At 42.8% G+C, this 24262-nt stretch carries 25 protein-coding genes; 3 read left to right on the top strand and 22 right to left on the bottom strand.

The genetic code is table 11. The features are described 5' to 3' along the window. Positions 1–424: 424 nt before the first annotated feature. The 21 genes from PVV64_RS07425 to PVV64_RS07525 form a co-directional block, all read right to left on the bottom strand. On the bottom strand, positions 425–1630 hold the full coding sequence (locus tag PVV64_RS07425) for a phage minor head protein (protein ID WP_273760190.1): 1206 nt from the start codon (positions 1628–1630) through the stop codon (positions 425–427). Then, positions 1623–3224, bottom strand: coding sequence for a DUF935 domain-containing protein (locus PVV64_RS07430; RefSeq protein WP_273760189.1), 1602 nt, complete (start codon positions 3222–3224; stop codon positions 1623–1625). The genes PVV64_RS07425 and PVV64_RS07430 overlap by 8 nt, the downstream gene beginning before the upstream one ends. Before the next feature lie 12 nt (positions 3225–3236). Further along, complete coding sequence (locus PVV64_RS07435; RefSeq protein ID WP_273760188.1) at positions 3237–4877, bottom strand: hypothetical protein; 1641 nt, start codon at positions 4875–4877, stop codon at positions 3237–3239. Further along, on the bottom strand, positions 4870–5451 hold the full coding sequence (locus tag PVV64_RS07440) for a phage protein Gp27 family protein (RefSeq protein WP_273760187.1): 582 nt from the start codon (positions 5449–5451) through the stop codon (positions 4870–4872). Before PVV64_RS07440 ends, PVV64_RS07435 begins: the two co-directional genes overlap by 8 nt. After that, positions 5414–5770: a hypothetical protein gene (locus PVV64_RS07445; protein WP_273760186.1), complete on the bottom strand. Its 357-nt coding sequence runs from the start codon at positions 5768–5770 to the stop codon at positions 5414–5416. The genes PVV64_RS07440 and PVV64_RS07445 overlap by 38 nt, the downstream gene beginning before the upstream one ends. Continuing rightward, positions 5767–6081 (bottom strand): DUF2730 family protein, encoded by a 315-nt coding sequence (locus PVV64_RS07450; protein ID WP_273760185.1) that lies wholly within the window; start codon positions 6079–6081, stop codon positions 5767–5769. Before PVV64_RS07450 ends, PVV64_RS07445 begins: the two co-directional genes overlap by 4 nt. A gap of 1 nt (position 6082) precedes the next feature. Next, positions 6083–6319, bottom strand: coding sequence for a hypothetical protein (locus PVV64_RS07455; RefSeq protein WP_273760184.1), 237 nt, complete (start codon positions 6317–6319; stop codon positions 6083–6085). After that, complete coding sequence (locus tag PVV64_RS07460; protein WP_273760183.1) at positions 6285–6623, bottom strand: hypothetical protein; 339 nt, start codon at positions 6621–6623, stop codon at positions 6285–6287. The genes PVV64_RS07455 and PVV64_RS07460 overlap by 35 nt, the downstream gene beginning before the upstream one ends. After that, complete coding sequence (locus PVV64_RS07465) at positions 6616–6903, bottom strand: hypothetical protein (RefSeq protein WP_273760182.1); 288 nt, start codon at positions 6901–6903, stop codon at positions 6616–6618. The genes PVV64_RS07460 and PVV64_RS07465 overlap by 8 nt, the downstream gene beginning before the upstream one ends. Continuing rightward, positions 6900–7481, bottom strand: coding sequence for a peptidoglycan-binding protein (locus PVV64_RS07470; protein ID WP_273760181.1), 582 nt, complete (start codon positions 7479–7481; stop codon positions 6900–6902). Before PVV64_RS07470 ends, PVV64_RS07465 begins: the two co-directional genes overlap by 4 nt. Positions 7482–7567: 86 nt before the next feature. After that, on the bottom strand, positions 7568–7975 hold the full coding sequence (locus PVV64_RS07475) for a helix-turn-helix domain-containing protein (protein WP_273760180.1): 408 nt from the start codon (positions 7973–7975) through the stop codon (positions 7568–7570). 6 nt (positions 7976–7981) lie between these two features. Beyond that, positions 7982–8599: a gp16 family protein gene (locus PVV64_RS07480; RefSeq protein ID WP_275064794.1), complete on the bottom strand. Its 618-nt coding sequence runs from the start codon at positions 8597–8599 to the stop codon at positions 7982–7984. A gap of 8 nt (positions 8600–8607) precedes the next feature. Further along, positions 8608–9231, bottom strand: coding sequence for a DUF3164 family protein (locus PVV64_RS07485; RefSeq protein ID WP_273760242.1), 624 nt, complete (start codon positions 9229–9231; stop codon positions 8608–8610). After that, a complete protein-coding gene (locus PVV64_RS07490; protein WP_273760178.1) occupies positions 9215–9493 on the bottom strand; it encodes a hypothetical protein in 279 nt (92 codons plus the stop codon). Before PVV64_RS07490 ends, PVV64_RS07485 begins: the two co-directional genes overlap by 17 nt. Beyond that, positions 9493–9756 (bottom strand): hypothetical protein, encoded by a 264-nt coding sequence (locus PVV64_RS07495; protein WP_273760177.1) that lies wholly within the window; start codon positions 9754–9756, stop codon positions 9493–9495. The genes PVV64_RS07490 and PVV64_RS07495 overlap by 1 nt, the downstream gene beginning before the upstream one ends. Continuing rightward, the gene (locus PVV64_RS07500; protein WP_273760444.1) at positions 9753–10784 is read right to left on the bottom strand and encodes an AAA family ATPase; all 1032 of its coding nucleotides are present in this window, start codon (positions 10782–10784) and stop codon (positions 9753–9755) included. Before PVV64_RS07500 ends, PVV64_RS07495 begins: the two co-directional genes overlap by 4 nt. A gap of 266 nt (positions 10785–11050) precedes the next feature. Then, complete coding sequence (locus tag PVV64_RS07505) at positions 11051–13048, bottom strand: transposase domain-containing protein (RefSeq protein WP_273760446.1); 1998 nt, start codon at positions 13046–13048, stop codon at positions 11051–11053. After that, positions 13045–13503, bottom strand: a complete 459-nt coding sequence (locus tag PVV64_RS07510) for a hypothetical protein (protein WP_273760447.1) — start codon at positions 13501–13503, stop codon at positions 13045–13047. The genes PVV64_RS07505 and PVV64_RS07510 overlap by 4 nt, the downstream gene beginning before the upstream one ends. Then, positions 13500–14549 (bottom strand): ParB/RepB/Spo0J family partition protein, encoded by a 1050-nt coding sequence (locus PVV64_RS07515; protein ID WP_273760448.1) that lies wholly within the window; start codon positions 14547–14549, stop codon positions 13500–13502. Before PVV64_RS07515 ends, PVV64_RS07510 begins: the two co-directional genes overlap by 4 nt. Then, positions 14549–14947, bottom strand: coding sequence for a hypothetical protein (locus PVV64_RS07520; protein ID WP_273760449.1), 399 nt, complete (start codon positions 14945–14947; stop codon positions 14549–14551). Before PVV64_RS07520 ends, PVV64_RS07515 begins: the two co-directional genes overlap by 1 nt. Positions 14948–15141: 194 nt before the next feature. Next, the gene (locus PVV64_RS07525; RefSeq protein ID WP_005864619.1) at positions 15142–15447 is read right to left on the bottom strand and encodes a helix-turn-helix transcriptional regulator; all 306 of its coding nucleotides are present in this window, start codon (positions 15445–15447) and stop codon (positions 15142–15144) included. A 152-nt stretch (positions 15448–15599) separates the two neighbouring features. Here PVV64_RS07525 and PVV64_RS07530 point away from each other — a divergent pair, with 152 nt between their 5' ends. After that, a complete protein-coding gene (locus PVV64_RS07530) occupies positions 15600–16130 on the top strand; it encodes a helix-turn-helix domain-containing protein (protein ID WP_273721833.1) in 531 nt (176 codons plus the stop codon). 965 nt (positions 16131–17095) lie between these two features. Beyond that, positions 17096–17788 (top strand): GNAT family N-acetyltransferase, encoded by a 693-nt coding sequence (locus PVV64_RS07535; RefSeq protein WP_273760450.1) that lies wholly within the window; start codon positions 17096–17098, stop codon positions 17786–17788. 1004 nt (positions 17789–18792) lie between these two features. Here PVV64_RS07535 and PVV64_RS07540 read toward each other — a convergent pair. Further along, positions 18793–19920 (bottom strand): metallophosphoesterase, encoded by a 1128-nt coding sequence (locus PVV64_RS07540; RefSeq protein WP_273760451.1) that lies wholly within the window; start codon positions 19918–19920, stop codon positions 18793–18795. Between the two features lie 700 nt (positions 19921–20620). Here PVV64_RS07540 and PVV64_RS07545 point away from each other — a divergent pair. Beyond that, a partial coding sequence (locus PVV64_RS07545) for a right-handed parallel beta-helix repeat-containing protein (RefSeq protein WP_273760452.1) occupies positions 20621–24262 on the top strand: 3642 nt, incomplete at its 3' end.

Here is a 24262-nt window from a genome sequence, read left to right on the forward strand (position 1 = left end):
TTACAATTATCATTGGCAATACAATGCATGAAACCACTCCACGCTATAAGTCTGACACTGTCAGTCAAAAGAGCATTTCTTTAAAAAAGCACTTTTTTTCTCTATTATTCTCCTTGTGAGAAAAACCCCCGTGCCAAACCATCCCATAAAATCGTTTTCAAAGGCACTTCAAAGGCGATAGAGCGCCATTATAAGTTTGGAGGTACAAATTATCACTCCACACAAAAAAGCCTCTCTCAAGCCATTTTTTTAAAAGATTGCTTTTAAACGTTTAAACTGTTAGATTACCCGCGAGGCGTGAGCCAGTTTTGCCAGGACGGTTTTACCGGATCTGCGAGGAGTTGACCGCCCTCCACGCCTTCTCATTTTTCCTCACACACCGGTTCCTTCTCATCCAAACCAACAGAGATTTACGGTATTCTCTTTACAACAACCGTTCGTCCTTCTTTTCAGCAGCATGTAACAAACGTTGAATTTCGCGAAAGCTCTTTTTATGCATCGAGATAAGCCACCATTCTTGTTTGCTTGCTACCCATTTGACTGCAAAGCGCCACCACGCCCCACCACTTTCACCAAAAAACATAACACCCTGCGTATCTTTGCGTCTGATAACGCCATGAGGGCGGATGAGTGTTTGAATGGCGCCTCGAAAATCCTCCAAATGAAGAGCTCGTGCTTGATGCTCTAACAAAATATGTTTCACACTGTCTGAAGATAAGCGAATAAGAGAACTTTCTGTTGTAAAAGCGTCACGCACCTTTTGTATCATTGGAGCTATGGGTATAAACCCGCGCGGCATACGACCTTCAAACATCGCTTCCAAAAGTGGCGAGCCCACAATATCTTCAATGGCAATGCGTTTGCGATTGTCCCCCATGACAGAAACTTTATCACTTAAAAATCGGCTTAAATTTTGCGCGCGATGTTTACCAGGATTAGAATGCCAACCAGGATCAATGCCTACGGGTATCTTCTCAACTTTTCCCGTTCGCTTATTGCGCCAAACCCGCGTCTCCACATGAAGTGGCTCTGCCCCCTCTTCATAGCCTAAATTGTCCGCCTCATAACGACTTACCTGCCGTACACTGCATTTACACCGCCAGCCATTGGGCGGATAAAGCCAATCCCAAATGGGATCATCAACAGGTGCGGTAAACCCCACCCAACTTTCATGTTCCAAACGCTTATGTTCTGAACTCGACAACGCATAGGTGAGATAAGGTAAAAACTCTTTATTATTTTGCGTACGTTCCCATTCACCTGCCGCATGGGCACTCATGGTATTCGCCCAATAGACCGTTTCTAAACGCCGCGGACTTCCCAATTGCACCACACTCTTTTCACCCGTTTTCGGATCAATGCTGGTCTTTTTCCCCCACCAACCCTTTTCCTGTAAAATCGGCATTAAATTTTTTTGAAAATCTTGAAAAGGAACTTGATGCTTTATGGCATCTCCAACGGCTCGCTTAAAATCATCCAAAATGTCATAGCCTACCGATTTTGCTACCGTAAAGGAAAAGGCATGCTCTTCTGGTGCTATATCCCGCCAATCAAAGCTTGGAACAATATTTTTGGCTGCAAAATAACGGGTGACCTCTTTGGGTGCTGTTTTAAAAAGTTCCTCATCCATGATACCCCAGTCCCCGCGCAATCATTTGCACCTTTGCCAAGCGTGCTGCCAAGGCATGATGATCCATCTCGTCTAACAATTCATCCAAGCCTTTAAGGATATCCTCATAACTTTTAGCCTCTCTCACAAGCTTTTTAAAAGGCTCTAAAAGGGGCTCTAAATCCTCTTCCCAGTCACTTAAAGCCTCACTCGAAAGTCGGTCCAATTCGTCGTGATGTTTCCCACCCTGCTCTTTTCCACTCTTACCCTCTCTTGTCACAGAAACATCAATAGCACCCCCACAATCAGCACAAACATGAGCCTTTTGTTGCCCCGCATTATCCTCTTGTTCTCTCTCATCATTAGGCGTAAGAGAAGCAGCCCTTAAAACATCCTCTTCTTTTGTTGGTTGCGAAAAGCCAATCTTATTACGCACTTCTTGCGCCCCAACACGCAATCCTAGAGGCACAAGTTTTTCTAAAGCATCGCTAATGGCTTTAATATCTTCATTTTCCGAAATCGGCCAATAGACAAGGGGGTAGCGCTCTTGGCGCCCAAAATTAATCTCAACAAAAGGCACAATCAAATCACGATTAGCTGTCAAAGCCAATTGCCGTGCATCAGCTCTGGCAATATCATGGCGCACATTTTCATGAATGCGCGCTTGCGAAAAGGACGACCCATCATCCGTCGTCATCGTTTGCCCCAATACTCCTTTAGAAATCTGCCGATCTAAATATTCAGCCTTGACACCAAAAACCGCATTGCCACTGCCCCCAGCTGCCTCAATAAACTCAATCTCCATCTCTTTGGGAATAATTGCTGCCGCATCACTGGATAAATCACGCACCGCTTGAATAAGAACCCGCCGCTCCTCTTGAGAAGAGCTTGCCCCATATTTTCCCACACGCAACGGCATGCCATAAACTTCTAAGAAAGCCATCCAATCTTTTAAGGTATAAGACTTAAACAAAAATGCCCAAGCCGCAAGTCTGGCAAGCCCAGAGCGGATTGGTAAGCCACTTTTCAACTTGGGTCTGTGAATGGAAAATTTATAAGCAGGCAACTCTGTTCCGTACAAAGACCCCTCTTCTTTTAAACGCAAATGAAAGCCATCTCGCCGGTCCAATTGAAAAAACCGCTGGTCACGCCATTTCCATGCAACCGGCCACCATTCTTTGGCACTCTTGTCCCACAAGGTTTCAACAACCGCATAGCCTTTGCCCAAAGCATCTAACAAATCCGCCACATAATCATCAACAAAAGTCGGCGCGCTAATCACCTCGCGCACCGCATCGGCAATTTTTTTATCCAATGCACTGTTGCTTGCTGCAATCACTCCAGGCTCCACCCCTGTGAGGGCATTTTTACGCATGCCAAGCACCGCACGATAATGCAAATCACGCTCTTCCATATCATCAGCAAGTTGGAAAAACTGCTCTGGCTGCCCCCGTGCTGCCTGTTGCAAAATATCAGCAAGTTGCGCAGGGGTGAGACCACTGACAATGGTTTGTGACCACACATCACGAATACCACCAATGCTTGGGATTGCCACCTCCCGCTCCAACCCTTTGATATGAAGCGCCCTACCCCATTGATCAACCAGTTTTACCATCTTACAATTCCCTTAATAAATCTTTGATCGCATCGTTGAAACAAAAGCGGGTGAAAAGAGTGGACTTTCATCAAAACCATAAACCTCTCTCACAGGCGTATATTCGTAAATTTCCGGCGTCTGGCGGCTGGCAAAATAAGCCAAAGCGCAAGCAATAGCACTATCTCCATGGCGCATAAAACCATCACTGCCTTTAAAACGATGATTGTCTGGAATTTTCACAATGCCATTGACATAAGCAAGCGCCTGATGATCCGCAACAATGTCACTATCGCGCGGCAAAACAATGGACCCATCCCCAAAGGCTTCTAAATAAGCCGGCATTTCTTTGCCATACCAACTTTGCGACAATTGTACTTCCCTCACGCATGCCCCATAACGCTGCGCTGCTTTTTCGGCTAAATAAGCCCCATTGCCCCGCGCATCTAACGCGCCCCCCAACAAACGTGGCAAACCACCCACCACATAAAATAAAATCTCTCTTTGTTGATCAAACGGCGTATTGCGCAATTCCACCATAAACCGGACACGGCGCACCAAATCTTGTCCCACTTCCATCACCACAATGGATGTCGCATCGCCGCTGCGCGCAAAATCAACCCCAAAAACATGTTGACGCCGCCGGTCAAGCCTAACATGCAGAGGTTTTACATGCTTCTCACACCAAGCAAACGCCGCTTGACTTCGTTGATCATCCGATTGGTTTTTAAAACCATCCACACAAGCAAAACGCAACACCGCAATATCTGGTGCACAACAATTTTCAATCTGCAAGCGTGTTAAAGCCGCCCCTTCTTGATCTGCCGGTATGGCATCTAATTCTTGGCGCATAGCACTCAAACGCACCCCATAAGAGGCGCGGATTTGTTTCTCCCATTTTTGCTCAGCTGCTAAACTCCAACCCTCTCCCTTCATCGCGCAAACTCGTTTAAACAAGCCATTTTTAACCGCCTCACCAAAGGGATAACAATGCAGAGAAAAAGGAACTTTGCCCGCGCGTGCCTCACGGATCAGTTCATTGAAAGGATTAAGCACACCATTGTGTGTTGAGATCACACGGATCTTGCCTCCCCAAATCAACAAGGCATTCACCGCATCCAAAACAGAGCGCACATCTTTATGAAACGCTGCCTCATCAATCACCACAATGCCCTGGAGACCACGAATATTTTCAGGGCGGCTAGAAAGCGCCTCAATCCGAAACCCCGAAGCAAACCGTACCCGATAAGCAGAGATATATTTTGTCGACCCATCCTCTTTTTGATCTGGAAATAAAAATTCTTCCACATCCCCACTATGACTGGTAAGAGCTGAAGCAAAATTGCTCACATAACCAATAAATTCACGCCCCTTTTCTTTGGTGTCGCCAATGTAAAAAACATTATCACCACCAGCCTCAAGCGTTGCCGCCGCAATAAGGGTATCATCTAGAGCCTCTGCAAAAGTAATCCCCGTCCGCCGCCCTTTTTCAACCAACTTTAAGGGAGATTTATCTTCAATCCATGCCCGTTGATGCGCCATCAAAACCCCTTCAGCTAAGGGATCTTTCTCTTTGAGACAAGCACTTGTCTGCCAAAGTTCAAAACCCAATTGATCACCATTCGCCTCACTTTTTAAAGGAGTCTGTTCAAAAGCCTCACGCCCTTCAGCCATGTTTTATCCCCAACACCTGCGCGCGAATAGCCCGCGCCGTCTCTTCTGAAAGCCCCGCTGCTGCCGCTGCCACCTCAACCGCTTTGCTTGCCTTGCTCGTAAAATCCTTCTCTAATCTTTGCCGTCTGGTCGTGGATAAATGTTCAGCAGCCAAAACCCCTTTAAGCGCATTCGCCAACTCTTGAGCAGCCTTTGGCGAAAGGCTTTTCCCACTGCTTAACGTGGAAAAAATAAGCTCTTTAATCGCTGCGGCTGTTAACAGAGTAATATTGTCAGAAGCTTTGGCATCAAAGCGCTGTGAAAGGCTTGCTGCTATTTCACGCGTTTGTTCTAAGCGCCGTGACATCACCGCGAGCCGCAAAGAATAACGATTAAAACTGGAAAAGGAGGGAATGAAAAAGTTGAGACCCGTTTCTTTTTTTAAAGCCTTCAAAGCCGCTTTAAATTCATCATAAATGGCTTTTTGCGTCTTTTCACGCCCATTTAAAGCTTCAGCCGCCTCTGCAATAATTTGATCACAAGCTTGCGGCAATAAATCAATCGCCGTTAAGCGTCCACGCCCGACCTTGCGCATCCCTCACCTCGTCTTTTATCGATGAACGTTTGGGGCGTTTAATCCCCTCAATGGAAAAGCTACGATCTAAATGACGTGCCCCCCGTTCTGTTAAAGCCGCAAGCAAAACAGATCCCACACATTTTAATGTAACAGCACCTTGGTCTTCCATAAAAGCCAGTTCATTATGCACAAAATCGCGATCACGCCGGATGCCATAACTGTATAACAACCGCTCAATCATCGCACTGGATAACGTTTCGCTACGCTCACAAAAGAGCCCTTTTAAAATAATCAACCGCGCTTCTTCACGGATAATTTTATCCATATCTGCTTTCATTTCTTGGCATTCTCCAGTAAAAATTCTTGCAAGCGCTCACCAATCGCTGCCACCGGTTGTAATTGCGCCGAAAGCGTGTTGAGACGACCATTTAAGCGTTCTATATTCACTTCCAATCTTTGCATGGCATCGCGATCAGGCAGAAAGTCCATCTCTGTTTCTAATCTTTGCACACGTTCTTTGAGCACAACGACCTCTTTTAACATTTCCCGTGCACCAGAAGAAAAATAGGCTTTCAAAACCCCACAAATCGCAATAATCGATAACAGCAACGATAACCAACCATTTGCCACACTGATATCTAAATTCACCTTATCCCCCTTCCCTCTTACCTAGAATTGCTTTAACCGCAGCTCCTCTGCGCTGTTCACAGATCAATAAAGAAGCGCGATCACGCCCCCAATAATGCACCACTTCGCGCGCATTCAAAGCACGCTCTGGCAATAAAGCTGGGCGGCTACACGCCATGCGAACAACAGGCGGCAATTCAACCGATAAAAAATGATACGCAAAACTACTCTTTGGCTTGGGTGTTGAGCAAGCGCACACGCTCAAGCTCAATACCACAGCCAGTAGTTGGCAATACTGCATTGACCTCCTCCATTTTTGTAAGCCTTTGTCTTAAAGTAGAAATCACCCTTTGTGCTTGCAGCTCTGCTCTTTGTGCGGCCTCTCTTTGCTGTTGCTGCTCAAGCTCTGCTTGTAGGGAAACCTTGGCAATTTCTAAGCGCCAATACACATCACGCGCTCTTTCCGCCTTTAAAACTTGCGCTTTCATAAAGCCAAAAGCCGCTAACATCACGCTGACCAAAAAAAGCACCCCAAAAGACAGTTTTGAAAGTGGGCTAAACATTGCGTTTATTCCCCCACCCCACTATCTCCCCGCCATCATAGGAGCTGGTGTGCCGCTTATTAAAACGCTTTCTATTGGAAAAATCCAAGGAACCAAAACCGCGATGCACCCCCAAATTGCCAACAATAATCGCAACCATCGAAGGAATAGAAATCGCTGCCATATCAACAATACGGGGTGCTCCAAACAAACCTCCCAAAATGAGCAAAAAAATAACGCCCCAAGCAAACCAAAAAGACCACCATAAATAACGCCGAGACCCCCGATACGATGGCTTCATATCTTCACCTCGCATGAAAGTCCTAAAAGCTTTTTGGCGCGGTTTAAATAAGTTAAACGCTGAACAAGTCCATTTTTCCCGCCATTAATCGCTTTGGTAATCTTCACGACATCATCTTGATCAGCAAACCTGTTCAAGCCTTTCACTTGCCAAAACCAAACAGCTGACCAAAGCGCTGCTGGAAACTGTTCCAGCACTTCTGGAAAAGCTTCACAATCAACCGCTTGTTCATCGACTAAGCACCAAAACTTCGTAAAACGGCGATAATTATTCCGCCCCGTTAATTGGATCAAACCACGCCCCTTAAAGCGCACACCATCCCCAGAGTTGACATTGCCTAAATCATGGCGTCCTTCATAAGCGCGCCCTGAAGCATATTCACGCAGGGTAAAAAAGCCATCACTCTCATGGGCACATTGGCTTAAAAAATGCGCAACACGCAAACGTGTCGTGATCGCACCATAAGACAAAGCTTCAGGCAATGCGCGTGCCATCTCAACAATAATATAATCTTGGCGCGCATGATGCGCCAGTTTAGGGGCAAGGCGATGAAGAAAAGAAGCATCTATTGAAATCATAACAAACCGCTCAATGAATAAAATTCATCCGCAGTTTATCGGGTCTCACTCCCCCAATATAAGCCTGACACTGTCAGTCAAAACTCTCAATACTCATAAAACTCTGGAAATAATAAACCTTGTGGCTCTTTTGAAGAAATTCTCTTCTTCAAGCGATAGGCTGTACGCACATGCATACCAGAAACTGCTGCTGCTGCATCTACCGACCAGCCCTTTTGCAGCGCTTGCATCATTTTTTGCCGCCGTTCAGCATCTCTACCAAGGGGGATAAGAAGGCGCACACCCGAACCATTAAAACAAAAATGGTTGATCAATTGCTCCGCCTCTTCAAACCCAACAATTTCAATCAACCAATCCGCATTCTCAAGACGCCCAGGGATATAAACTTCTCGCCCGCCAAAAGCACGCATCATATTCCATGCTGCCTCACTGCCCGCAACATCGGCTATTTCACGCAATAAGGCAGGAAAATCGCTATAGACTTCCTCATGCATGCATGCTTACCCCTCGCTTTTAACACCTTTACGGATTTTCCGCCCCCAAACATTCATAACGTGCATAAAATCGCCCCCACTCATCTCCCCCAAAGCTTTACCACTTAACGCCATAACACTTTGGTGAAACGCTTCCCCATCAAACAAAGCACTAGAATGCAAACGCTTCCATTGGGCATACAAAATCAAATATCCTGGCATTTTTTGCCATGAATCTTGAATCTTTTTCCCTTTCCAGTCAACCCCACCCTCACGCTGCAACCAGCTTTTCAACGCCTCAATCGCTCTACACGCATCATCGCTATCGCGTAAAAATCGAATATGATCAATCCCTGTCTGTCTCTTCACAAAGGCTAGCAACGCCTTATCTGAACGATCACGAATAATGCCAAGATTCCACCCTGCAATCCAAAGCGCCTGTAACTTCTTAGCATATTTACCCTCTAAACACTTCACATTCGGCTCAAAACCACACGCGCGCATCTCATCGACGACTAAACGTTTCTCTAAAACACTCAAATCTTTTGCCGAATATTTTCCTGTCAGGCGATAAAGCATCGCCCGATAGGTTTCATCATCAAGACCTAACGCGCGTCTTCCCATATGAATAGCCGCTAAAGACATGGTTTCCCTCACGTCTTCGCCATATCAAGGGTCACCGCACGCCAAGGGCTTTCTAATGTATCGCGCTCATAAAAACGCACATATTCCTTAGAGGTCGTCACACGAATGGCTTCACGGATCGCCCGCATAGCTTCCCTCCAGCGTGGATCATCAATATCCAAGCGCAACAGCATAAAGATTTCACCCCGATTCACCTTGCCTTCCTTATCCGTATTAAAAGCACGCGTAATAATCGCACGGATTTCAGGGCGCGCATCCGCAGACCACTCATTCAAGCACTCATCAAGAAGGCTTTTGGCAATTTGCAATTGTGGTCCAAAATCAAAGCTCTCCTGCACTTGCACCTTAATGCGTTGCAAACCATCAAAGCTTGTGTACGTACAATTACCCTTTTTGCCACGCCGCGCCACACCATATTCTTGTGCAAGCAAGCTATCAAAAGCATTCAAATCCGCAATCGTATGGCTATTAAAACGCGCAATCCTTGCCGATAACTCCTTCGCAAAACCCATAATTTTGCGCACCGTTTCATCCTCTAACAAATCCGCAGGGCGGATCAGGCTTACTGGCACCAAAGCCCCTTTTGCATCCTTCATATAACGCGTGCCTTCAAGTTCAATTTGTGGATTCATCATCAACCTCCTCCTGTGTTTTTTGAAACCGGCGAAACGGCACAACATCCCCTGAAGAAGGCGCACATCCCGCTTTCAATTGCCAACGACACCGCATAAGCTCATGACCTAAAATGTGGTTATAGCCCGCTAAGCGGCGTAAATAATCATTCAATTCTCGAACATCTTGTCCATGCAAAAAAAGTCCACTCATCTCATACTTCAAAAAGCCAGAGCGCAAAGCAATCAAGCAATCTCTCACCATATAAGGGTTCCGTTCCATTATTTATCTCCTCCAAAATCCATATAAATCACGCTATTGCTCTCATCCGCATCAGTGCTGTCACACTCAGACAAAACTTCTGAAACTTCTTGTTCCAAAACCGCATCGGCCTCCCCCAAACGGTGAACACTCAACTCCAATTCAAGCAATAATGCCAAATCCACACACAATTTAAGTTCTGCTGCAATATCCAAACCACTTTGATAATCATCATAAAGACCAACAAGCGTATTGGATAATTCCTTAGGGCTTAGAGTCATCATGCCAATTCCTCCACGTTGCGGTTTTTCCATGCGGCTTTGACATGTTTAAGCGTCACCTCACTCTCATCCCCAAGCGCTGCCATGCGCGCTAACATCATAGTTTTATCAATCTGCCGTAAAGCCCCAGCTTTCAAACCAATACCGGTCAAAAACTTTATCGCACCAGCATCTTCAATCCCCCAATCGTGAATGCGCGCCGCAATATCTTCACTATAGGGTTTGCGACGTTTCAAATGCATCGCCAATCGGCTTTTAATTTGTGCATAAGAAGGTCCATTTTGACGATGCACGAGACGTCCCGAAATCTCATCATTGCCAACCAAAGCAAGCCCCGTACCATTGATATCAACAAAGTGACGCAACTGATTAATCGCCTCATCCGTTAAATTTTGCGCCTCATCAACGATCAACAATGTTCCACCCCCCACACGCTCTAATCTCTTGCCAATGGCACGGGTTAAGCGGGTGGGATTATATTCCACCACGTCCAATTCTGCTGCCATATCATTCAAAATACCATGAACACTGCGCGTATGCGGACTTGCTGTCACCAGATAAACATGCGGGCGGGTAGAGCGGTAATAGCGGCAGGTTTCCGTCTTGCCACTACCCGCATCAAGCGTAATCATCACCATATCCCCCGTACTTTGTGCCAGTGTTAGCGTGTCAATGATTTCACTCGCTATACGGTTCTTTTGAAACGCAGGCTTTTCTGGGATTATCTCCAAAAGCCCTGCCGTTTCTTTTAATGTTTCAACCCATTGTTGAACCTTCGCATTTTGCTTGCCCAATTGCCCCGCATAACTGCCCGCATACCACTGCGAAAAGGTGCCATCCGGCATACCAATACGCCGCGCTACTTCTGCTTTAGTCCAGCCATTCGTCCGTCCCAAAGCACGCACTGAATCCACAAGCGCATCCCATAAAGCAATATCATCACTATTGCGGTTTTGTGCTGTCCCATCGGGCTGTTTTTTTGGTCGCTCCCAAGGATTTTTATCAACGGTTGCATTTATCGCGTACTTCATATATATTCCCCTTTCGTATTGATTTAGACATCGACAAGGGGAAGGGCTAAAATCTTGCCCCTTGTCTTTTGTCTTCAATGAACATTTAAAGCCGTACGCGATACTAAAACGGCTAACCTGACAAATCCCCCTCTCTTTCTCACACATCGGAGAACTTGCTAACTTCAAGGCTCCGCGCTCAAATCAAGGCAAAGACACCTAGAAACTTCATGTATTGATTTAAAATATTGAAATGGATTAAGACTTCTCCTCCCCCCTCTCTTTTCCTATCTTCTAGGAAACTTGATCACTTCATGCACCTCACTTGAAGCGCTAAGGCGTCTTAAAGCTTGGTGCAAATGTTGACTAAACTCTTGCGCATCTAAAGCCTCATCATCCCCTAAAACCGCATCATGAGCCTTTAAAGCGAGATTCCCCGCATTCTTTGGCATCAAGCGGCTTACCTTTGGGGAAACAGAACGCTTGGATTTTGCATCATCACCCCTCCTTGCAACTTTTGCATAAACATCCGCCAATTGATCCGGCGCAAGCTTTGCTGCCAACTGCTTTTCTGCTTTAACTGCCTTCACATATTCTTTACGCAAACGCCCATTCAAACGCGCTGCCTGCTGGTCGTAAAAACCCACATCCGCAAGGCAAGGTGCCATACAAAGCAACTGATTATTCAAATCATAAACCCGCAAATCTTGGTGCAAATTATCCGGGTCAAAGCGCACAATCACCTTTTCTCCCGCATAGCTATTCAACGCCCGCGCCCAATAACGATTGCCATAAAAATGAATCTCGCCCGTCCCCTTTTGTGTACGCAATGCCTCTGAGGTCAAAAGCCATAAAGCCCTCTGGGCTGCACTTGCTTGCCGAACTATCGTTCCCTCTGCTTGCAAACTCTCAGTAAAGGTCTCATCAAAACTGCGCCCCGCACAATTAACCGCTTTGCGCCCCGCTTGCGCATTATGTGCCACAATCTGCGCCCCAACATGGGCTTTAAACGCTTCAAATCCTATCGCGCGCTTGCCATAATCTTCCGGCTTAGCATCCGGTTTATTGCCCGTATAAGCCCCCGCACAAAAGGGATGTTTGGAAATCGCTTCTGCCAAATCACGCCATGCCCGCTCAATCGGTTTTGATTGTCCGCTATAAGGGGTCGTCCATTGCAATTGAATGCCCAAACTCGTCAAAAGCCCCTGCGGTTCATCCGCCTTAATCTTAAAACGAAAGCGGTTTTGCACACCTCCAGAAATCCACTTGCTGGTAAAAGCACGCCCATTATCCAAGGTCATACGCTCTGGTATTCCATAAGCCTCCACCATATCCCCAATCACCAAACGCACGATTTCCCAAGTCTCAGCATCCGATAAGCGCCACGATAAAATCTTGCCCGAATAAAGATCTTGAATGGCAATCAGATAAAGCCGCACAGGCTTTTCTGTCCAAGGAACATTCACAAAAACATCCAGCTTATGCCCGTCCATATTCACCGCTTGCAGTGCATGCAGGCTCGAGCGATCACGCCGTTGGGCGGGATAAAGCTTTTTTGCCGTCTCCTCTCCCTCACGCGCTAAAACCACAACCGCTTTGGAAACTTGCGCCTTAAAACGACGCCGCAAAGCCCGCTCAGAAGGAATGGGCTCCCAACCTTTCTCCCGTGCAACCGAAACCATCCGCCGATAACATGCCGAAAAAGCAGGGCGAGAAGCGCGCAAATAATCCGAACATAAAACCTCCCACGCCCCCTCATGACACGGCGCAAATTGCGAAACATTCTCCTCACCATAACAAGGCGCAAGCGCTGCCAACCAATCAGGGCGCTCATACCCTTCAACCATCTGCCGCCAATTAAAAAGCGACATCCGGCTCACCCCAAACTGCACCGCACACAAACTTGCTGCATCATGCACACCCATACCGGCATGAAGCAAATCTTCCATAAAGCAAAGTGCCTTCAAACGCTCTTCACAGCGCCTTTTATGCGCCTTTGAAAGCCCCTCATAACGCACCCAAAGTGCTTCTTTTTGTCTCGTCAGCTCCACCCTTTGCAAAACATCAACACCACCCGCCCGCAACAACAATGCTGCCCGCGCCCCCTCCGGCAATAAAGAGATGTGATACTCCCAAACCGGCTTGGTCTTGCCTAATGTTTGGCGAAACAATTGTGTATTCAATCGCCATTTCTTAAGCGCAAGATTGTTGAGACCGATCTTTGTTTTTGGCAATCCCGGCAAAGCCGCTTCAGCCAACTCAGCAATACTAAACCACTCTTTCATGGCTGCCCCCGTCTAATACGAACCGGAACCGCACGCATCGCTTTCAACCGCGCCGCAATCTCACGCTGTTCCTGCTGCAACCTTGCAATTTCTGCTAACCGCGCCTCATCCCCTTGCAACAATAACAATCCATCTTCACTCACCACCTCATCCCAGAGCCAAAATGCCTCTGTCGCCCGCACAAATGCCTTAAACCGCGGCAGGGAAATATCAACCTGCTTACTTTCCGCAACATACGCATCCAAACAGGCCTTACTTAAACACCCAATCCCTAAATAATGCGCCATACGCTCCGCAATCACACTGCGCTCATGCCGGCATTCTCTCAAAGCACGCGCCATCGCACGCTTAATGCGTGAGCGAAACCGCCCTAAATCAATCTGCGCAACGGGTTCACGACAAGGAAAAACCGGACGTTGAAAAAAATCAAGTTGATGAGAACCACGCGTCTTCATGCCTGCCCCTCCCCCGATTGCTTGTTCAAATAATCATAAAACCGCGCCCGTGTCTGTGCATCCGCTCTCTGCCACACACTCAACAATTGAGCAAAAACCCGCTCTTGCTCATTAACTTTAGGGCTTATATTAATCCCATTGACCAAATCAACAGCCCGCCGTAAATCCCCCTCAACCTGTTGCAAAGCAATCGCCACCCGCCGCTGCGCAACCGGCTCCATCTTCGCCAACTTCAACAACTGCGCTTGGTTATCCGCCAAAGCTGTCCCCCGCAAAACAGACCGCAACTCCGGCTGTAAATGCTGGGCAATACGGTTGAGGAGTTTCACCGATTCCTTCGATAAACCAATCCTATCGGCAACATGTGTGGCAAAGTGCAAACTTTGCATTTTGCCATTTAAGTCACCATCATTTGGCAAAGGGTAATGTTTACCCTTTGCCACTTTTTCCCCTTCACCCCCAGTTTCATGGTGCTCTACAGAACCATCATTTGGCAAAGGGTCAACTTGACCCTTTGCCACTTTCTCTCCTTCACACCCAGTTTCATGGTGCTCTGAAGAACCATCTTTTGGCAAAGGTGCAACTTGCACCTTTGCCACTTTGTCCTTTGTATATTGATTACCACCGATCAAAGGGTAAACTTTACCCTTTGATTTTCTGTCCCCACCAACCTTAATCTCCCCATACTTCTTTTCCCACAATTCACGGTAAGTCTGGACAAAAAGCGCACGGTCAATAACAGACAATTCATTGCGAAACAAATTCTCTGCCACTTCTAAAAGCGCAGCATTGTCCTTATCAGCCTGCACCACAACGGCATCAATGTCACTATAGCCCAAAAGCTCCGCAGCACGCAGCCGATGCGCACCAGCAATAAGTGTGTAATTACCCTCTTTAGCATTGGGGGTATGGCGCACTGTAATCGGGTTCATTAACCCCTCCCGCGCCATCGATTGCGCAAGTGCCTTGGCATGCTCATCATCTACAGGGCGTATACGCTCCGGTACAACAATCACATCAAGAGCAAGCTTTTGAAACTGTGCCATCACGCCCCCGCCTTTTCCATTTCTCGTAAGAACAAATCCATCGCACGCCCTGCCCATCTTCGATAGGCTCTAGCAAAGACAGGCTCTTCCAAACGCAGATTAATTGTACGCAAAGAGCGAGCAACAGCAGTGCGTTCACGCTCTTGCATGGCAACAAGACGCCGCCGCGGCACCTCAAACTGATAATGCAAGATATGGATAACAATCTGTCGTGCTAACGCCGCATCAAATAAGCCATGCGGGGGGTCAATAATATACCGGATTGGCAAATGCCTAAATCCACCACTCACCGCCTTAAAAGAACAAGTCACCATAATGTGCAACCGTTCAGCTTCCGAATACGGATTAAAAATTTCTTTTTTGGCATCGAGAGTCCATAAATTACAAGCAGCAACCATAACCACCCCCGATAAAGAAAACTTGACCACCTAACCTTAAAAAACAACCCATCCAATCGGCTGCTTGATAAGGCAACTCTGTGCAATTTTTCTTGTCTATTTTGTATTGATCTTTAGACATTGATAAACCTTTTTATCTTATGGTATCTAAATACATGGCAAATGCGCAAAAACGCAAAGCCGTGTAACGAAGTTTAAGCAGCATTACCGCGCAAAGCAGAATGCGCACGCGAATCTGTATTGGCATGTTTTGCTGCTTTAAAAATGCGACGGCGACTTTTGGGGTAGCGGTCGCTAAAAACCTGTTCGACAGGCAAACCGATAAAATCGGCAATGGCGCGTTCGGCTTTCTCGTTAGACCGTGTCCAAATGTGTTGAACACTGGATGAGGAGAGTTGATAAGCTTTCGCGAGCTCCGCCAAGGTCATATTACGGCGGCGTAGCTCAGCTAAAATACTATGGCGATCCCATACTTGAATGCATGTTTGGGTGGTTGTCATAACTTTCGCTCCTGCTTCAAACGGATGCTCAAACCATCCGTTTTTTGTGGGGTTAATTGTAAAATATCTGCCCTCTATATCGGGCGGTAATAATAGATATAATTCGCTTTTGTGAATTAGTCAACCTAAATGTGGATTAGGAGTGATTTTTTTTGGGACGCCCTAAAAAAGAACCTAAAACAGAACTGGCAAAACGATTGCGTGAAGTACGGCTTGCCCTTGGTTTTTTGGAACGCAAACAATTCGCTGATCATCTTGCAGTACCTGAAAGTACTATGAGTAACTACGAAACTGGTTTGCGCGAACCACCTGTATCAATGTTGGTAATTTACAAAAATATTTGCGGTGTATCTGTGGAATGGCTAGCTACAGGTGAAGGTGAGATGTTTACAGACGTAGCAAAAGCGAAAACAGCGGATTTTAAGACACCCACCATTCCTGCTGGTCTCATGAAAAAACTTGGTCGCATAGCTTATACAACCTATCGCGATGCAAAAATTAAACTCCCCCCCGAAGATATAGCGGAACTCGCGGCGGAACTTTATAAAAAACTGCAAGAGCTTGTTCAAGACATCAACGACACGGAAGAAATAGAGCTTACTTTGCCTCTCCTAAAATTGCATTTAAAGCGTCAAATAGAAGCTGAAAGAGCACATCTAGAAACTACACAAAATACGGCTTAATGCCTCTCTAAAATGAAAAATCGATATGAAAATCTTTTTACATTAAAAAAATAATATAACCATTTGATTAATAAGTATATATTACCTCTAAAAGGAGATAATCATCAATAGGTGAAAATCTTTTTTGCTTTTTTGGTCATTTTTGGCTGATTTTGGAATCAATTGAACTTTTGGATTGATTTTTTTCAAAGGGTCTTCAAAGGCGGTTTTCTGGGCTTTCACAGACTTTTCAAAATTTTTCACAGGGTTTTCAAAGACCTTTCAAAGCCTTCTCTCATTTTTACCATGAAAACGCACTTTTTTCTGATTTTCGGTAATTTTCGCAATTTTAGGTGTCAAAATACAATTTTACAAAACGCGCCTTTAATGGTAAAAAATAACTATAAAAACAACAAATTACCACGTATTCCTACCTAATCCCACCTTTTCCCACTTAGTATAAAACCTACTGTCAAACTACACAGGTTTTGTATATTTTGACACTAGGTTTTGTACCAATTTATTTTGTTTCACATGATTTTTAAGGGGTTCTCAAAGGATCTTCAAAGACCTTTCAAAGGTTGTTTTAAGATTCGTCATTTTTTGTGAGAATCTATGGGATTTTGCTTCTCAATCATCGGATCATTATTTTGAGCTCAAGCGGATATTTCTGGAAAGTTATCGTTATTTGTTCGGTCACTAAAACATGTAAAATAAGCTTAAAGAGTGAGATAATAGACATTTCCCGTTGGTCCATAACATTGTCTGGCAACAATAACTTCGGTTTTTCCAGACACGCTTTTTCACAAGGCATTTTTTATGATTTCTTGCTATCCAGAGGATCATTTTTTTAGTATTGGCAGCAGATCTTTTGTGGATTTGTATATTATAGAAGCTTATTTGAAAGACTTTGGGATTGCCTTTGAGCCAACGGACTTTTTACAGCCCCCATATTACAGATTAATAATAAATGATCAGGAAAACAAATGCTAAAAAAATCAAAAATTTACTTATCATTAAAGAATAATTTTTGCTCAAAGGTACGTTTTTTACCAAAACTGTCCCCCAAAATGAAAATTGTTGATTTTTCAAATGGAGTATCTTGTGTTAATTCAGCATTTTCCTCAGACACATTCAACATTATCTCTGCTAAAAATTTACAAGAAACTATACCTGTAGATCAAGCAAAATCCATAATCGATTGCTTTAATGCACAAAAACTCCCTGTAGCTTGGTGGGTTGGACCTCATTCATCTCATTATAACATCAATGAAGTTCTCTTATCTATGGGGTTAGAGCATGTTGAAACAGAGGTAGGAATGGCAGCTTTAGCGCAAGATATAAACTCACATGTTACTTCTCTGCCGGATAACTTCAAAATCAAGGAAGTTGAATCACGTCAAGAGTTTAGAGATTACGGAAATGTTATGGCATCAGTCTTCGAGACTTTTGATGAAAAAGCGGTAAGATTTTATGAAACCATAGGTCGTTGTTATAAAAAAGACCCTGATGTGGAGATGTTCGTTGGCTATATCAATAACAATCCTATAGCAATATGTTTTTGCATAAAAGCCCATGGAGTTGGCGGAGTATATGATATTGTTACCAATCCAGATTTTCAAAAAAGAGGTATTGGGACAATGAGGTATTGGGACAATAATGACAAAAATTGCTATTGAGTATTTAAAAAAAAAGAAATGTCATATTATTGGTATGCAAGCCTCTCACGAGGGCATGGGCATTTATAAAAAATTAGGCTTTATAAACTTCGGTGAATTTAAAGTTTATTCCAATAAACACATGATAATGGAGCGATGAACTCTTTTTTCACTCATCTACAAGATGAATTTATTCTATTGAGCAAAACTCAAAGATGCTCCACTCATCTGTACAATCAAGAAAGTTGAACCAATCCCCCTTCATACGAAGAATGAAAAGCTAAAATCAGTTATGATAAATATCATGATTCCAAGTGACACACCAAAATTTTCTTCACTTTTATGATTTTCAGCATAATTGTCTTAAAAAAATATCTCTTACAGATCCAATTTGGACAAGGTAAAGTTTTTCTTTGCTATGACTCACAATGACTGTCTGTTACAAAGATTGAAAAGTAAGAAAGAAAATATTTAAAATGACAATTTCGTCATAATTATGAGATGATTGCTCTATTCGTCAATTAAGAGAAAAAATCTTCGCTTTATACAATAACCAAATGAGCTTCAAAGAGGCTTCAAATCCCTTTCATGAGTCTTTTTTATTCTCTTCTAAAATCGCAATTTGTGATGATCAATTCCCATGCCAAAATCGCGTTATTTACAGAATACAAGAATATATTGCTCTCACTTCTTTTAGTGTAAATTAGCTAAAGGTTTTGCAGACTTTTAGCACATCATTGAGATGAGAAAACCTTTTCTGTAATCACCAAAAGAGCACAAACACCGTCTAATAACCTTCCCACTTCAGACAAAACCTACTGTCAAACAACAAGAAAGATAAATAAGACAGTACAGGAACATTATTGTATATTAATTTACGCATAACAGAAACGGCACCTTAAAATAAAAACAAACAATAAGATGCCATTTTTTTCTGTACCATCGCACGATATTAAGGACACTTACTTCTCAAGCTTTATGCAGAGAACATACTCTTGCCTCTATGCAATAAGAGAAAAACTTTATTATAATCGACTGCAACTTGCGGAAAATTCTTTATCTTGTCCAATAATACCGAGATCTTTGATCAAAAGAGGTTTTCCTATCACTCCATTATAAGCTTTAACGTGAATATTCTTCCCCTTCACATCTATAAGGTAATAATCTCCATTAAAGAGTGCACCAGCTGTATAGACAGGAATATTACCAAAAACCTTATCATCCTTCGCACGGCAATAGGACTGATAATGCGTGTGTCCAACGAATATCGCCTTGACATTATGAGAAGTGATGATGGACTTAAACACCGACAAATCTTGAGCATTCTTTTTACGAATAAAAAAGGATTCACCATCAATAGAAGCGGCACGAGCATCGTGAAAATTAATAATTGTCACTTTCCCTCTCGCATCAGCAGCCTCTAAATCTTTTTTCAGCCAATCCAAAGATTTACTGATTTGCACCTCCACGGATGGTCCCTTCAGATGTACCGTATAACTTGGATAATTGTGCAGTTGCACATAATGAATATCGCCGTGATCCCAAGAATAACTTAAACTCCCCTTAATGCTGTGAATATTTCCACCCGAAACAGGAAGCAAACTTTCAGTAACATCCACACTAAAATGAGATAGCTTACTACGATATTTTTTGATTTCCGCCACCATTCTTGAAACTGCACTGATAGCACAGGCATCCTTATAAAAATTGAACACCTCAGGCATGGCACAAAGACCAACATTATTCGCATAATCGTGATTCCCCAACCCCTCATAAACAGGAGAACCAAGATTTTTATAAACATTTTTATAATCATCATAGTTTTTTTGTTGACCAAATTCCGTCAAATCACCATTCACAATATGGAAAGCAACCTTATGCGCTTTGATAACTTTGGCAACCTGCTCATTTATCTTTAACCATGGCTCTCTGTGGGATAGTCCATTGGCATCACCAGAATTTAAACGCCATGGTTGTGGATCAGCCATGATGACAGCAGTATAATTTCTCACAAGCGACTTATCCTTTATGGACCAATCCATTAACCTATTATCAAGCCTTCCCCCTCTTTTTGTCTCAAACCCAACATCAAAACAACCAGAGAGAGCAAAAGCAATCACAGTAATTACCCGATATCCAATTTTATATCTCATACACACATCACCATTAACATAACGTATTTTATTCTTGCCCATAAAGCTTCTGAAACAGTTTTTTTTGTTTTTTATGTCAAGAATGTGACATAAGCTCAAAATAATGAATATAAGGATGCTTTAATGAAAATGTGTTCTGATATCAAAGCATGATTTATTGTAAACTTCTTTCTTAACACATTGCATTAATTGCGTTTTTTAGCATAAGATATATCAACCAAGAAGACATCAATCCAACATGGTAAGAAGCCGGCTCCTTCTTAAAAATTCAAGAAATGCTAATATATTTTATGCCCATGACAGAAAAATATGAAGCAACAATCACGTGGGCATCATATCTAAACAACGGATTCTTTTATGCATAAGAATAAAACCCATTGAGAAGCTTCTGCAAATAGTTCAGAAGCAATGCACAATGCAGAGAATATATACCGTTGCATACTCTCTAATAATTCCTGAAGAGAATATAAATATTACTGCAAATAATTTATAATGGATAATAATTATTCATTTATAAATACATAATATATTCAATATAAATAAAATACAATTTTAATAAGATTCAAGATTCATTTTGACAAAAAAGGAAAAGGAAATTATCAATATGATGCGTTATTAAACGAAAAGCAATATCTATTTCTATTCTTCTTTTGAAGAATGCGGGGAAATGAATATTGGGGGCTTCAAAAGGAGAGTACTTGTGTATAAAAAATCCCTTCTGTCATCTATGGCAACAGCAGCTATTATGCTGTTTAATATCCAGTTCAATGTCCATGCTGAATCTCTTAAAGTTTCTGGAGAAAAAAGAGAGGTCAAAAATGCCACTTATGAAACTCTTCATGCCCTAGAAGAGGGGCAAATCACCGGAACTGATTTGAAGGTAACCGGAAATAAAGACACAAACTCAAGCTCAAACGAAAAAAACTACGTTATAAGCGCTGAGGGTAAAGGCAGTGCAATTAAATTAACGGGAAATAAAACGACCATAAAAGGAACGGATTCAGACATCCCTTTGGGTCTTGAAGCAAAAGATGACGCCATACTTCAAATGACAGGGGGAATGATTACGGTTTCCGGCATTGGCGTTCACTTTGGAAACAGTAACAGCACCGAAAACAAACTAGAAAATGTGACCATATCAAGTGGTAAAGACAATACGCTACTAAAATTGGGAATAACAGCAGATAAAAGTAAAGTTGATTTAGAAAATGTAAAAGTGACGCAAGTAAAGAATGCCGTATTTGCAAGTAATAACTCTACAATAACGGTCAATGGAGGATCATTTGAGGCAAAAAATGACACAATATATGCTTTAGATGGTGGTAGCATTATTTTAAATAAAGATAAAAAAAATAATGTTACAATTACATCAACATATGGACATGGGCTCTATGCTGAAGGTGAAAACTCCATAATCAAAATAACGAATGGAAATGTAACAGGACAAACAGCATTATTAGTCAAAAACAAAGGACACATCGAGGTAGAAGGCGTTACCCTAAAAGCAGAAGGTGCTGAACGAGCCGGTGCCGCTGCCTTTGGTGATAAAAGTCTCATTGAATTGAAAAACAATACAAAGATTGAAAGTGCTAATATTGGTCTTAACGCAACAAATAGTAGCAAAATCAAGATGGAAGGAGGAACAATAACCGCAAAAAACACAGCATTATCTGCAATGAGTGGTGGGCATATTATTGTCACAGATAGTACCCTAAAAACAAAAAGTAATGAAGGAACTGGTGCACTTTCCTTTGGTAACAGCAGCATTATTGAATTGGGAAACAACACAACAATTGAAGCTAGTCTTGGTCTTGGTGCAATGAGTGGTGGACATATTATTATCACAGATAGTACTCTAAAAACAAAGAGTAATGAAGGAGCTGGTGCACTCTCCCTTGGTAACAACAGCCTAATTGAGTTGCATGGAAAAGAAATGAACGTGGAAACCGCGATCGGATTAAGTGCAAAAGACAGTGGTGCAATTAGCATGACTGGCGGAATCATTAAAGCTTCTGTAGCTGGTGCTACCTTTGAGAATAGTAAGAGCCAAAAAAATAAACTAGAAAATGTGACAATATCCAGTAATAAAAATGATGCGTTATTAGACTATGGAATAAAAGCAAATAAAAGTACAGTTATTTTAGAGAATATAAAAGTGACGCAAGCAACAAATGCCATATTTGCAGATGATAACTCTCAAATAGCAGTCTCTGGAGGATCATTTGAGAGCACCAGCGATAGCATACAAGCAAAACAGGGAAGTTCCATTACTTTAAACAATGCTACAATCACATCACATCAGAAAAACGGTGTCTATGCAGACGGTTCAGGTTCAAAAATTATAATAACAGGAGGGCTTGCAACAACGAAAAATAAAAATTCTTATGCATTGTATGCAAAAAACAAAGGAGAAATCGAAGCCACAGATGTTACTCTCACAACAGATGGTACAGGAACTGGTGCATTTGCATATGGAGAGAAGAGCAAAATTACATTGCATGGCAATACAACGATTAACAATACTTTTAATGGTCTTGGAGCAAGCGTTGGCGGACAAATCACCAGCGAAAATTTAAATATCATCGGTGGAAAAGCGATCAATCTCAACACCTCCGAAATGCAGTCAGGTGTATGGGTAGCAGAATCTGGTAAAATTAATTTAACTGGCACAACAACCATTAGCCATTTTGATGAAGGTCTTTATGCAGGCAGCAAAGGTAAAATTGTCAGCGGTAATCTCACAATAACCGGTGGTGAATCCGAAAACATAACTATTGGTGTAGAATCTTACGAAGATAGTATAATTGAATTAAATGGTAATACAATTATTCAAGATGTTGATATTGGTCTTGCTGCAAGTGAGGATGGTGCAATTAAAGTAGGTAATGGCGCCAAAAATGAAAATGAAATAGAAGCAAAAAAAATTGCATTAGCTGTAGTAAATGGTGGTCATATTGATCTCGCAAATATTTCTGCAACAGCAAAAGTCGCGGGATTTCAGTTCGCAAATAAAACTGATAATGATCCAGATCACCCAAGTGATCCACAAAAATATCGTAGCAGTGAAATCAATTTAACCAATACAAAGCTTCATATCGACAATGGCCGTGGAATTCTCGTTGGAGCGCTCGTTGAAAAAAGCATTGAAAATAGTCCTATTTTACCAATTGGTACGCTTAATCTTAAAGATTCAGAGATCCATGCCGATATGCTATTAGATGACGGTATTATTTGGAAAAAAACTTCTTGGAAAGATAAAAATGAGGTTGATGATAAAAAACTTAAGGAGATAGCCACCGGTAGCTTTACATTAAATGCAGATCATTCCACTTTAGAGGGCAGAGCAAAAATTGCACAAGAGAGAAATGTGCACTTTGACCTGAAAAACAATACACAATGGATCTTAAAAACCAGTATAACAGAAATCGACAATGACGGAAAACACGTTGATATCTCTCAAAGATCACGCTCTGATGTTTCTATTCTTAATATTGAAAACAGCTCTCTTATTTTTGATGGAGTAGTGGTAGACGATCATTACCACACATTGCATATAGGATCAGGAAAACCAGACACCACTGCAGTTTATAATGCTTCAGGCAATGCACAGATTTCTTTCAATACTTTGTGGAGTGATGGTAAGCCAATAGTAGAGCAAAAAACCGATCGGCTTCTCATTAATGGAAATGTTTCAGGAAAGACAAAAATTCTCGTCAATTTAAAAGGGAACACAACTCAAGAAAATATTTCTAACGTTGAGAAAAATATACGCGGACTTTCTCTTATCCAAGTTTCTGGAACAGCCGAAGAAGGCTCTTTTAAATTAGCCCATGGTTATACAACCATAAATGGTTCTCCTGATAAATATATGCTCCGTGCCTATGGACCAAACTCAAGCCAAGGAAAAGCCAATATGGCGCAAAACCTGTTGGATGAAAAAAATGAAAATTTCTGGGATTTTCGTCTACAACCTGAATTTCTTAATTCTAATCCTGAGGGTTCTGAATCTAATCCCGAAAACCCTGGCTCTAATCCCAGTGGCTCAGGCTCTAATTCTGGCTCTAACCCTGATCCTGAGCAAAATGTACAAGAGGTCGTACCACAAATGGCAAGCTATTTGCTCATGCCAAATGCCCTCTTCTATACCGGCTTAACCGATATGGCCAAGCAAAATGCGCTGTTAGCCAATATGAGAACATCTCTCTTAAGCAAACAACAAGAAAAACAGAGTGGTTTCTTCTTATACACCTATGGTGGGACAGGAAACTTCTCCTCTGAAAACGCTCCTCGCCAATATGGTTATAGTGGTGCACATCTGCGCTATGCCGCTCTACAAGGAGGC

The sequence above is a fragment of the Bartonella sp. ML70XJBT.G genome (assembly GCF_028618575.1).
In the GTDB taxonomy this organism is placed as follows: Bacteria; Pseudomonadota; Alphaproteobacteria; order Rhizobiales; family Rhizobiaceae; genus Bartonella.